Here is a 12,881-nt window from a genome sequence, read left to right on the forward strand (position 1 = left end):
CTTCAAAATAGGCTGCGCAGGTATCAACCCGTCATTGCAACGTGCGCATCAACTCGGCAACATCCTCGACGTCTTCCAGTAACTGCACCATCTGCTGGACTTCTGCAATCCTGTGAGAGCTCAACGGACTCACCGCCACCGCTGCGCATTCGGCGAATTTCGAACAGAGATCGGCCCAGGTCATTGGGTTGTCCGCATTACCGGGAATATGGGTACCGGACCTTTCCCAGCGACGACCATCCGCTGCTACCACTTCGACACGCCCTAGTGGCAGTTCCAGCTTCCAGTCCAGTGACGCATCGGCGACCAAGGAAATTTTGTTGGCGGTGGCCAGGACCTTCGTATCACGCAGGCCCGACTCGGTGAAATCCAGCACACTCATGCCACGACGCACAGCTGCAACCGCGATGAGAAAAGGTAGGCTGAACTTCGCATCCGCCAACGTCGCCGGCGCCTTGCGTACGTCCAGCGGCTCGCACATGAGCGCGTGATAGTCGCCCACGAACAACCGGATTTCGGCGATATCGTCGGGCGCAAGATCGTTGTCCGAAACAATGTCGATAATTGCTTTCATATGACTGTGCGCGGTACCCACCGAGGGCCAGCGCTTGTACAAGGTGACGCTACCCTTGTAGTCGACACCGATATCCTCAAGGATTTTGTCTCGATCGTAACGGCCGTCGAAATAGGTGTTGAAAAACCCGTACCCGCCTTCAAAAAGACAATCGATACCAGGCACGCCTTTTTCCGCCATGAGCACTGCCAGCACTGCGCCTTTGGCCGAAAAGCCGGCATATAAGCCGCGCAGGTCGCTACCCGTACCACACACCATCTCCATGATGCCCGAACACTGCATACTGGCGATGCCCAGGGCGTTGGCGGTCTGCTTCGCATTGAAGCCCATGACGCGCCCGGCAGCCGCGGTGGCAGCAAACACCCCCATAACAGTGGACAGGTTCCAGTCTTTCTTCCAACCGACATTGCACCGCAGTCGCGCAAAGATGTCCTGCCCGGCAGCCACGGCGGCAATCATGTCCTTGCCAGTCACGCCCCCCTTACGTTCGGCCAAGGCAAACACCGCTGGAATGATCGAGCTCGCCGCGTGCTGCCCCCAAGGTGTTTGATCGTCGTAGTCCAGGCAGTGCGCCAGCGCCCCGTTGGCCAGGGCCGCCATCGTCGCTGGGACGCGCCCCCCAAAGCCCAGAATCGACGCCTGGGGGGTACCTGCAGACTCCTTGACCACCTCAATGACCCCCAATACCGCAGGCTCCATCCCGCTCGCGGCGAGCATTACCCCAAAGGTATCGAGAATGCTTTTCTTCGCGGCTTCGCGTGCGGCCTCAGGCAAGTCTTCGTAACGCAGCCCGGCCGCCAATGCAGAGAAGTGATGGACGATGTCGGCGCTTATGGCCACGTGTTTCGAATTGAATATCTGTTCTGACATGAAACGGTCTCCCGTCGATGCAATTAAAATCACGGCCCCGGAGGCTGATCACATTCCGGGGCCCCTTGCTTAGACGCGGACTGTCTTTTGCAGCACTGTCTTGCTGACCATGTAGGACTCGAGACTCCACGGGCCCCCTTCTCGACCGATCCCACTGTCCCTCATACCCCCGAACGGCGTATCGGGATCCGGCGCACCGAAATGGTTGATCGACAGAACCCCCAGGTCCAATTCGCGACTCAGCCGCTCGGCCTCCTCGAGAGTATTGGTGAAAGCGAACGCGGCTAAGCCCACGGAGAGGCTGTTGGAGATTTCGATCGCCTCATCAAGAGTCTTGAACGGGACGGCCACCGCCACCGGACCAAACGGCTCTTCGCGCATGATTTCGCAATCGAGTGGGGTATCGACCAGCAGCGTTGGCGCAAAAAAGTAGCCACGATCACCGACGCGATGACCACCCACGGCAGCCTTGCCACCGCGCTCGAGCGCGTCATCGACGAAATGCTGCATTGCCGCCAGCCGTCGCCCGCTGGTGACGGGGCCCATATCTGCCTTGAGATCTAGCCCATCAGCGACACGCACCTGCTGCGCCGCTGCAACGAACCCAGCGACAAATTCCTCGTAAAGACTTTCGTGAACCAGGAAACGTCCCGGCGCGGCGCACCACTGAGAATTGATACGGATCTTGCTTTTGAGCGCCATCTTGCCGATTTCGGTCGCATCAACCCCAGCACAGATAATCACCGGCGCATGACCACCAAGCTCCATCAGCACCGGTTTCATGGCGGCTCCCGCCAAGGCGCTGAGGCGTTTACCCACGCCGACCGAGCCAGTCAGCGTGACCATGCGAGTCACTGGAGAGTCAATCAGCGCCTGGGAAACCTCGGCGGGGTTACCGAACACCAGATTCAGGACCCCCTTGGGCAAGCCGGCCTGCTCGAAACATTGAACCATGGCGACAGCCGCCCCAGGCGTTTCTTCTGGTGCCTTCAGGATAATCGAGCAACCCGAACATAACGCGCCGCTGATTTTTCGACCTGGCGCGCTAAGCGGCACATTCCAAGGGGTGAAGGCAGCTACCGGCCCGATCGGTTGGCGTAGAATGAGCTTTTGCATCTGCGCTTCGCCCGGGACAATGGTTCCGTAAGCACGCAACGCCTGCGCCATGTCCCAATCAAAGAAGCTCGCCGAGCGTTCAACTTCGGCCCGAGCATCTGCGATCAACTTGCCATTCTCACGGGTAATGATCTGTGCGATTTCCTCGGCGCGCTCACGCACACCAGCGATGGCACGAGCAATAATAAGGTTGCGCTCCACCGGTGGCGTCGCTCGCCATACCTTGAATCCCCGCTCCGCAGCGACCAATACGCGCTTCAAATCTTCGGAGTTGGCGCCGGGTACCGTAGTGAGCACGGCTTCGGTGCTCGGATTGCGGACTTCGAAACATGATGGGCGATCAAAAATCCATTCACCATCGATGAACAAGCCAACGCGTGGATGCGTAGCGTCGGCGACGTGACTTTGAGTTTCTGTGGACATGAGGTTTTCCTCAGCAAGTGGCGACACGGTGTTCACCGACTCGCTCAATTAGTTTCGGCCAGGGAGCCGCTTGCGCGGCGCGCCAGCGCATCTTCACGAATCAGGTCGGCGGCCTTCACTCCGATCATGATGGACGGGGCATTGGTGTTGCCCGACGTGATAAATGGCATGATCGAAGCATCCACTACCCGCAGTCGCTCGATACCACGGACACGCAGTCGTTCGTCCACCACCGCCATGGCGTCGTTACCCATCTTGCAGGTGCCGCCCTGATGGTGGGCCGAGTTGCCGGTTTCGACTAGGTAGTTATAAATATCTTCATCCGTACGGACGTGGGGCCCCGGCAGTTCTTCGGCGACCACCCGGGATTTGATGGGCTCGCTGTTCATGATTTTGCGTATCCAGCGCACACCACTGATCACGGCATTGACGTCGTAATCACTGCTCAGAAAATTGGGTGTGTAATCGGCCGGGTCCGACGGGTTGGTCGAACGCAGCGTCACTGTTCCCGTGGTGCTGGGACGCAACTGATAGACCGACACCCCGAGCCCAGGATGCTTTTCAACGTCAACCGTGCCGTCGGGAAAGTACTGAAAGGTCATGGGCCTGAAGCTGATTTGGAGATCAGCATAGTCCTCGTCCGGGCTACTTTTAACGAACGCCGCTACCTGGGAAGAGCCGAGGGCAAGATAACCTTTGCGGGTCATCAGGTAACGAAAGCCTTCCCAGTATTTACGCAGACCGACAAGGTTGGCGTTGTACGAGCTGTCCGGGGTGCAACGCCAACCTGTGTGGATATAGAAGTGATCCTGCAGGTTCTGCCCCACCCCCGGGGACTCCAGGACCACAGGTATCGCGTGCTTTTCCAGTTCAGCCCGTGGGCCAACACCCGACAGCATGAGCATCTGCGGAGTCTTCAGTGAACCCGCTGACAAGATCACCTCACGCGCCGCATAGATCCTCTCCAAGCGACCGCCCTTCAAAACCTCTACGCCGACGGCGGTTCGTCCATCGAATAAAACGCGCTGCAGTTCGCATCCGGTTCGAACCGTCAGGTTCGGTCGTTCAATGACCGGCTCGATAAATGCCCGGTAAGTCGACATCCGCTGTCCGTCCTGGATGTTGTGCTGCATGAAACCCACGCCATCGTGCACAGCGCCGTTCATGTCCTCGGTCACCGGGATGCCGATACGGTTCGCGGCCTCTATAAAGTCGTAGCTACTCTTTTCCTTGACGATCGGATCGCTGATCCACAGCGGACCATTCGCTCCCCGGTATTGGTCGCCGCCCCGCTCGAAATGCTCCATTTTTTTGAAGTAGGGCAAAACATCTTCATAGCCCCAGCCTGGGTTGCCCAGGGCACGCCAGCCATCAAAATCTTTCTGATGCCCGCGAATGAATACCATGCCGTTGATGGAGCTGGACCCACCGAGCAATTTGCCCCGAGGCCAGTACATTTCGCGCCCTTGGAGCTTGTCCATCGGCGCGGTGCGAAAGTTCCAGTTCAACAGCTTGTTAAAATACAGCTTGCCCATTCCCGCGGGCGTGTTGACCCAAAAACGATCTGCCGCAGGACCCGCCTCGATGAGCAGGACGCTGTTCTGTGGGTCGTCAGACAAGCCGCGCGCAACCGGACAGCCGGAAGATCCAGCACCGACGACGATGTAATCATAAATCTGCATTGACCCTATTCCTCGCTCTTTCAAACCTGGCAGCAACGAACAGGCGATACCTGCCCGGGCTCAACCATGGGATGCCCTAACCGCAAACCGTTGTCATCAGCAGCCGATCTGGCTTCGTTGTTCAGGATCCAGCACGAGGAATGTCGACCTGCACTTGGTTAAGTGCCCCAAGTCGCTTGCGCGCTTGCTGGTCAGGGATCGTGCCATCATAGGTAGTGATAAAAAGGGTATGACCGTCATCCCCGCCCAGTTCGCAAGCAACGGCGCTACCTGGGAAATGCAGACGATGTGTAATTTCCCCTCCTTCCAAGACCCGCAAAACTTCCCCTGTATTGAACGAGCAAACCCAAACGCCGCCTTCTGCATCGGCGCACATACCGTCCGGCTCTCGTCCTGCGATGTCGGCAAATAGCCGGCGATTGGACAGAGATCCATCCAGCGCACGATCAAATGCCGTCAGCCGGCCGCGCCAGGTTTCTGCGACCACCAGCGTTCGCCCATGATTAAGAATTACCGCGCCATTGGGGAATTCGACGCCATCGCTACCGTGGCTGACGGTGCCATCCAGCTCGACGATATGGAGAGAGGTTTCGCGCTTCTCTTCGCCCATGAACAGGTCATAGCCAAAATTGCCGACATAGAGACAGCCATTGTCGGCCACCGCGAAATCATTCAAATCACCAGTGGCCCACTTCGAGAGGTCAGCGTGTACAAGCAACTCTCCATCCACCAGCTTCAATATCTGGCGAGCGACGGATGACACGATAAGAGGAGTTCCATCAGACAGGAATCCGAGGCTATTAGGCCGCGGTGGCAAATTGTCTTTCAGCACAACCCGGCGCCCGCTCACGTCGACTTGGTAGAGAATCGAGTCAAAGACGTCTGGCACCCACAGGCAACCGTCGTACCACCGAGGAGCCTCAAGGAAGACGAAATCATCAGCGAAGCGATGCGCCTTTAGCTCTTGCATGTTCTGCCTGCCCTTTCTTTTATTTTTAGATGAAAAACGGTAGAGCGAATGCGATCTGTGCAGACCACCGAGCGAAGCCCAATGAAAGTCACCTGCTGCCACAAACCCTATCGAACAATAAAAATTGTGTCAATAAATGGGATTAATTAATTTATAGACATCCAGAGCTGGCCTGTAAATCCTGCAAACAAGTGGGTTCTGCGCAGGTTATTGGCATCGTGGACGGCTCATTGTCATCGCCCTCAAAGGCCCGGCGAGACGCCTGAAGCCACACATCACTCGTGCTTCGGTGTGATCGTAAAACATGATTGGGTGGCCTGCTCCCAAGGCTTGGCACCCTAATCGTTGGGCATGACTGTAGGCCTCCCGACGCCAACCGCCCCTTACAAATAGCGAGCGCTCCAATGGCGCAGCGATTCGGCACGGCGCTGTGCCGCGCCAGACGGTAGACCCGAATCAGAAAATGACCAAATCAAAATCTGTTGCGCAATCCCACAATCAGGGATATGTTGATTTTGAGCAACGCAAAATTGACTCGAATGTGCCTAGCGAGAAACCCACCCTCCAACCGGTCGGGCAGGTATTCACGCAAGGCGCCTGCAGATCGGATGAATGTGTCGTGCGCATCACGGCGGTTCGCCCTCTGAGTTTCGTGATTGGAATACGTGCTTTACCAAGGCAAAACCAAGAAAGACCTGACGCAAAACACAAAAACAACAACGTTTCGACAAGTTTCAGGGAGCTATAAATGCCGAATAAGAATTTCAGCGTGCGCCAAAACCACGCTATCCGTGCGCTTTTCAAACACATGATCCCCGCCGTCCTGGCAGTGACTGCCACCGTCAGTAACGCTGCCGAGCTGACCTTCGGCTATGTTCCCGGCAACCTCGCCTATCCCTACAACGTAGCGACCGCTAAAGGCTTCGAAGCCGCAGCCAAAGCTGCCGGCGTCAAAGCCGTCATCATCGACCCGCGAGGCAGCGTCGAGAAGCAGGGCAATGCGCTCGACGACATGATCGCGCAGCGCGTCGATGCTATCGGTTTTCTGCCCCTGGATTCGGTGGTGGCGCAATCTTTCGTCGACAAGATCGTAGACCACGACATTCCCGTGGCTGCGGTTGCCGTGATGGTAGGTGACCCTCAGGAACGGGCGATCAACAAGCCCTACGAACAACTTGTTGCCTTGGTTACTACCGATGACATTCGCGCTGGCGAAGTGGCCGGCGAGCACGCAGCGACGCTGTTGCCTAAAGACCGTGTGGCAAAAATCGCAGTCGTCGAAGGCGTACCTGGCTACGCCGTAGTCAAGCAGCTGACCGAGGGCTTCAAGACGGGCCTGAAAAAGCTGGCGCGAAATATGAAATTGTCGCGTCTCAGCCCACCGACTGGACGCCTGAGCAGGGCGAGCGCGTTTGCCAGAACATGCTGACTGCCCATCCGGACCTCGACCTCATCTTTAGTCAGGCCGAAGACATGGCTATTGGTTGCGCACGCGCCTTGGCTGCCCAAGGTTCAGAAATCGCCCTGGTCGCAACAGGCGGCGGTTCCAAGACCGGGTCTGCCGGGATCGCGGCTGGCGAAATCAATGCATCGGTCTGTGTGCGTCCCAAGCTGCTCGGTGAACTTCTCTTCAAGTCTCTTTATGAGTCTGTGACCCATCCGGAAACACCGAAAGGCAAGTACGTGACCTACGACCTGCCATTGCTGACCAAAGACACGCTCAACGCCTGCCCCGACAAGTGGTAAGGCGCTTTATATAAGCCGATAACAAAGAACAAAAACGGATTATCGAGATGACTCATCAAGAAACGCTTCTCATGCGGCTCCAAGGGGTTGCGAAAGAATACCCAAACGGGACTGTCGCACTGCGCGGCGTCGATCTCGACATTGCGAGGGGCAAGGTTCACGGATTGCTTGGCGCCAACGGCGCTGGCAAGTCGACCCTGATAAAGATCCTGTCCGGCGCGAATGCTCCCACGAGCGGTGAAATTGTCTGGCGCGGCAAGCCAGTGACGTGGGCGAGTCCAAAGGTGGCCAACGACATGGGCGTAGCCACCATCCACCAACATATACCGCTCGTGCCCACTCTCTCCGTGATTGAAAACGTCTTTCTCGGAAAGAACGGCACGTGGCGCTATCCCAATTCGATGCGCGAGCGTTTTGATGAGCTCTGCCAGCGCGTCGGTTACAGACTGGATGCCGATAGCAAGGTGTGCGACCTCTCGATAGGTCAGCGTCAGATGGCAGCGATTTACCAAGCCTTTGCCACGGGTGCGGACTTGATTGTCATGGACGAGCCAACCGCCTCCCTGGCGACAGAGGAGCGGGAAATTGTCTATGACACTGTCCGTCGCCTGTCAAAAGTAGAAAACAAAGCGATTCTCTTCGTCTCGCACTTCCTGGACGAAGTCATAGCGCTGACAGACTGCGTCACGGTCCTGCGTGACGGGGTCGCAGCAATGCGAGCCAACACCTGTGATCTGGACGAAAATCTCTTGGCCGAAGCGATTGTCGGCAAACCCATTGCCAAACAAGCGCGTGCGACGGCTCAACGTAGCAGTTGCTCCGATCCATCCCGAACGGTGCTGGAACTGCAGAACGTCTCGTCCTCGGGCAAGTTACACCCGATATCGCTGAAACTCGCAGCAGGCGAGGTCATAGGCATAGCGGGCCTGCTGGGCTCAGGTCGAAGCGAACTGCTGCACGCAGCATTCGGCGCCGACCCGCATGCCTCAGGCAAGGTCATCCTCAATGGCCGGGAGATTGGGCGCAGCACCGGGGCTTCCGTGAAAGCAGGCATAGGCCTGGTGCCGGAAGATCGTATAAAGCAGGGCCTGGTACCGGATTTCGAGATCTGGCGTAACACCTCCCTGCCCGCCTTGAATTCCGTGTCGGCATTCAATTGCCTTCCCAACGAGCAACGTGAACTGAACCGTGGCTGGGATGCCATCCAACAACTCTCCATCAAGGCCAGTTCGCCTGACATTCTCGTCAGCGAACTCAGTGGCGGTAATGCCCAAAAGGTGACGATCGCGAAGTGGTTATTCAGCGACGTCAAGGTGCTTCTTTTGGACGAGCCAACCGCCGGCATCGATATCGGTGCAAAGACCGAGATCATCTTCCTGATCCGTCGGCTTGCCGCAGAAGGCAAAGCCATCATCGTCGTGTCGTCAGAGTTTGAAGAACTGCTCGCCGTCAGTGATCGCATCATCGTCATGCGCGATGGATGCTGCGTCGCGGAGCGCCCCGTCCATGAAACATCGGAACATGAACTGCTCCTGCTCGCTGGCGGTAAATGCGTTACTCCTGAAAGCAGAGGTCACTGAGCAATGGACAATCTAGCTATAGAGATAAAAACAATGAGTACAACAACTCAACCAAAAATCGAACCGGTGCGGCTCGCCAGTCAAAATGTAACACCGCCGCCGCCCGCGCCTGTCTATCGTCAGGTTGATTGGCGACGCCTCTTCAGCCTGCGTGAAATGGGTGTCTATTATGCATTGCTGTTATTGCTGGTTGGCCTGTCGTGCATCACGACTTACCTGGGGAAATCCAACTACCTCAGCGTTTTGAACATTACCAATATCGTCTATCAGTCCTCACTCATCGCCATTATGGCCGTGGCCATGACGGTCATATTGATCAGCGGTAATTTCGATTTGTCAGTGGCGTCGGTCGCGGCGCTTTCGGCCGCGATTCTTATCGGTTTCGCCGATCAGTTGGGTTTCTGGCCCGCCTGCGCCTTTTCAATGACGGTCGCCATTTGCGCCGGCTTGCTGAACGGGTCGATCGTGCAATTCGTGGGGATCAATGCTTTTATCGTGACCCTCGGCACCATGACTGCGCTACGCGGCGCGGTTTTGATTTTCACTGACGGCCAGTCTCTGTCTGTGCAAAAACCCGAAGTCATCGAAGCCATGAAAGCGTTCGAGTCGGGTCGCCTGGACGCTGGCGTGGTTGCAATCCTCCTGGGTGCGGTACTGCTGGGCATCAGTGCCCTGCAAGCGGTGCGGGCACGAAAAGCGTCGAGACCCTTGACACCAGCCATGCTCGGAATGGCTCTGGGCGGCCTATGCCTGCTGGCAATGAGCTGGGGTGCCGGAGGCAAAATCATGCTGCCGAAACCGGTCATCTACATGGCGATTTTCACCACCATCGTTTGGGTGACGCTGAGTTTCACCATGGTAGGCCGTCGCCTTTACGCCGTCGGCGGCAATGCCGAAGCCGCCCGCCTCTCCGGTATCAATGTTGTACGTTACAAGTTGGTTGCCTTCGTGTTGTGCAGCGCCGCGGCAGGCTTTGCCGGGATCCTTTTTGCGAGCCGCCTGCGCTCCATCAATCCCGCAGCCCTGAGTGGTGCTGAATTGGCTGTTATCGCGGCGGCAATTCTGGGCGGCACTTCGCTGTTTGGCGGCGCCGGCAGTGTGATTAAAACCCTGGCTGGGGCACTGCTGCTTTACTCGCTCACCAACGGCTTCAACATCTTGAACCTGGGGGCGAACTATCAGGGGTTGATCGAGGGCATCGTGCTCATTGGTGCTGCCGCGCTATACACCGTTGGCAACAGCCGAAGCAAAGCCAAATCCAAGTGACCCTATGACCGAGACCGGTGCCCCACCGCTGTAACAGAAGGCGAGGCACTGGCCCCATCTCTGCTCGAACCCTTCAGTAAAAACAAATCAAGAGGACAGCACCATGACCCCATCTACCGCAGGGACCTATACCGGCAAAGTTGCATTTGTTACCGGCGCCGGTAGCGGCATCGGCCGCGCCACGGCCATCGCATTCGCCAAAGCCGGTGCCAGCGTTACGGCTGTAGACATTTCAGAAAAAGGTCTACAAGAAACCGCCGCACTCATCGAAGCGTTTGGTGGTCGGGTCCTCACCATCCCCTGCGATGTGACGAGCAGCAAGGGTATCAAAGCGGCTCTGGATAAAACCGTTGCGACTTTTGGAGGGCTCGACTGCGCTTTCAATAACGCCGGCATCGAGCAGCCCGTGAACAAGCTCAAAGATATCGACGAAGACCTCTGGGACCGCGTGCTCGCGGTCAACCTGAAGAGCGTCTATCTGTGCATGAAGCACCAGATTGACATCATGCTGACGAATGGAGGCGGTGCGATCGTTAACACCTCCTCTGGGGCCGGAGTATTGGCGATCCAAGGGCAATCGGCTTACTGCGCTTCAAAGTATGGCGTCACCGCCATCAGTAAATGCGCAGCTCTGGAACATGCCTCCCAAGGTATTCGAGTGAATGCCCTGTGCCCTGGAATTATCGATACCGACATGATTTCTCGCTTCACCGGTGATACCGAACAAGGCCGCGCTCGCGTGATTGCACAGGAACCGATTGGTCGCATGGGTCGGCCCGAGGAAATTGCCAATACCGTCTTGTGGCTCTGCTCCGAACAGGCAGGTTTCGTCACCGGCCATGCCATGGTCATTGACGGTGGTCAGACTGCGGGAATCTGAGCCCACACACCGTCCCGTTGAGATTTCGCTGCCGGGCCTCATGCTCGGCAGCGACGCCATTCATGGCCCATCGTCACGTTCGCCAGAACCCAAATGGCGCCCGCCCCGAACCGATCCTGGTCCCCGCCCCGTTTCGTCCGAAACCGAAACCGAAACCGAAACCGAAACCGCCGCATATATCTCTGAGCTTATCAACGCGTCCCAGCGGTTTTTGCCGATATAGAACTCGTCGATGCCACGGGCTGACTTCGCATTTGCGTTTTGTCTGAAGAGGGACGCGAGTGGAGACTTGAGCGAGGAGCATATAAATCAAACTGCGGATAAGCCAAGGGCGGATCGATGATCCGCCCTTGGCTTCCGGCTGCAGTTTTACCAGTAGTGAAATCAGCGATTGATCAGTTCAAGTACCGCGTCGGTGATCTGCCGAGTAGTGGCTTTACCACCGAGATCAGGTGTATGCAGGCCGCTTTCAGTCACCGCTTCGATGGCCGACATCAAGCGGTTTGCGGCGTCCACTTCACCCAGATGTTCGAGCATCATCGCTGCCGTCCAGAACGTTGCAATCGGGTTGGCCACGCCTTTGCCAGTGATGTCGAAGGCAGAGCCATGGATCGGCTCGAACATCGATGGAAACTTGCGTGAAGGATTAAGGTTAGCCGTCGGAGCGATGCCCAGGCTACCGGACAACGCCGCAGCCAGATCGGACAGGATGTCGGCGTGCAGATTGGTCGCCACGATGACGTCCAAGGTCGAAGGTTTGAGAACCATGCGAGTCGTCACCGCATCGACCAACTCTTTGTCGATTTTTACGTCCGGAAAATCCTTGGCCACTTCGTAAAAAATCTCGTCCCACAACACCATACCGTGGCGTTGGGCATTCGACTTGGTGACCATCGTCAGGTGCTTGCGTGGACGGCTCTGGGCCAACTGAAAAGCAAAGCGATGGATACGCTCAACACCGGCCCGCGTGAAGACAGACACTTCAGTCGCCACTTCTTCTGGCAGACCACGGTGGACACGACCGCCATTGCCGGAGTACTCGCCTTCGGAATTTTCCCGGACCACCACCCAATCAATTTGGTCGCCGTTGATCAGCGGGCTTTTTACCCCTGGCAACACACGGGCTGGACGCACATTGGCGTATTGGTCAAAGCCCTGGCAAATCGGCAGGCGCAGGCCCCAGAGAGAAATGTGGTCAGGCACATTAAGCGCACCGACAGCGCCAAAGAAGATGGCGTCGAATGTTTTCAGTTCCTCAAGGCCGTTCTCAGGGATGTAGTAACCGTTTTTCAGGTAATTGTCCGAATTCCAATCGAAGTGTTTGAACTGCAAATCGAAACCGGATTTTTTTGACAGTGCCTCGAGCACCTCGACGCCCGCTGCAATGACTTCAACACCAATGCCATCACCGGGAACTGCAGCAATTTTGTACGCGCTCATTTTCATCTCCGCTCTTGTTTTGGCTCTTGCAACCCGCCATACCGGACTGGCCAGGCGGGGTCGTGAGCCAATTATATGGAGCGCAAAAAGAAGCAGAGTCGACTCAAAATCACTACATACATAACCTTGAGTTACGAATCAGAATCTTAACTGGGTTCCGGTAGGTGCAAGTGATGCTCCCAATCCTGGAAGTGTCTTGAACAACCTCCCGAAATGCCCAACGCGATAATCACAGGAATAACTCAGTCGGCGCTCAGTCGTAGCATCCAGAGAAGGAAGCCTGGGTTAGCGTTCGCCTTCTCACACGAACGAACCGCAGTGTTTCCATCACAGA

8 protein-coding genes and 1 pseudogene are annotated in these 12,881 nt (G+C 56.7%); 4 read left to right on the plus strand and 5 right to left on the minus strand.

The window, feature by feature from the left end; all coding sequences use genetic code 11:
* Positions 1 to 31: 31 nt before the first annotated feature.
* The 4 genes from AB4O22_RS15325 to AB4O22_RS15340 all read right to left on the minus strand — a co-directional run bounded on the left by AB4O22_RS15325 (position 32) and on the right by AB4O22_RS15340 (position 5,737).
* The gene (locus AB4O22_RS15325; protein ID WP_460105544.1) at positions 32 to 1,444 is read right to left on the minus strand and encodes an MmgE/PrpD family protein; all 1,413 of its coding nucleotides are present in this window, start codon (positions 1,442 to 1,444) and stop codon (positions 32 to 34) included.
* A 69-nt stretch (positions 1,445 to 1,513) separates the two neighbouring features.
* The gene (locus AB4O22_RS15330) at positions 1,514 to 2,983 is read right to left on the minus strand and encodes an NAD-dependent succinate-semialdehyde dehydrogenase (protein ID WP_460105542.1); all 1,470 of its coding nucleotides are present in this window, start codon (positions 2,981 to 2,983) and stop codon (positions 1,514 to 1,516) included.
* Positions 2,984 to 3,027: 44 nt separating this feature from the next.
* Complete coding sequence (locus AB4O22_RS15335; protein ID WP_095973889.1) at positions 3,028 to 4,665, minus strand: GMC family oxidoreductase; 1,638 nt, start codon at positions 4,663 to 4,665, stop codon at positions 3,028 to 3,030.
* 121 nt (positions 4,666 to 4,786) lie between these two features.
* Entirely contained in the window at positions 4,787 to 5,737 is a 951-nt protein-coding gene (locus AB4O22_RS15340; RefSeq protein ID WP_216641515.1) for an SMP-30/gluconolactonase/LRE family protein, read from the minus strand.
* Between the two features lie 706 nt (positions 5,738 to 6,443).
* Between AB4O22_RS15340 and AB4O22_RS15345 the strand changes: the two are divergent.
* The 4 genes and pseudogenes from AB4O22_RS15345 (at position 6,444) to AB4O22_RS15360 (ending at position 11,107) form a co-directional block, all read left to right on the plus strand.
* A pseudogene (locus tag AB4O22_RS15345) lies at positions 6,444 to 7,381 on the plus strand (sugar ABC transporter substrate-binding protein).
* Positions 7,382 to 7,428: 47 nt separating this feature from the next.
* Positions 7,429 to 8,961, plus strand: a complete 1,533-nt coding sequence (locus tag AB4O22_RS15350; RefSeq protein ID WP_216641513.1) for a sugar ABC transporter ATP-binding protein — start codon at positions 7,429 to 7,431, stop codon at positions 8,959 to 8,961.
* A gap of 3 nt (positions 8,962 to 8,964) precedes the next feature.
* Positions 8,965 to 10,227 carry an ABC transporter permease gene (locus AB4O22_RS15355; protein ID WP_197044111.1) on the plus strand — a complete coding sequence of 421 codons (1,263 nt, stop codon included), beginning with the start codon at positions 8,965 to 8,967 and terminating at the stop codon, positions 10,225 to 10,227.
* A 103-nt stretch (positions 10,228 to 10,330) separates the two neighbouring features.
* Positions 10,331 to 11,107, plus strand: coding sequence for a glucose 1-dehydrogenase (locus tag AB4O22_RS15360; RefSeq protein WP_405123652.1), 777 nt, complete (start codon positions 10,331 to 10,333; stop codon positions 11,105 to 11,107).
* Between the two features lie 384 nt (positions 11,108 to 11,491).
* Here the strand turns inward: AB4O22_RS15360 and AB4O22_RS15365 are convergent, their stop codons facing one another.
* Positions 11,492 to 12,547 carry a tartrate dehydrogenase gene (locus AB4O22_RS15365; protein WP_048393611.1) on the minus strand — a complete coding sequence of 352 codons (1,056 nt, stop codon included), beginning with the start codon at positions 12,545 to 12,547 and terminating at the stop codon, positions 11,492 to 11,494.
* Between the last annotated feature and the right edge of the window lie 334 nt (positions 12,548 to 12,881).

The sequence above is a fragment of the Pseudomonas sp. S3_B11 genome (assembly GCF_054667715.1).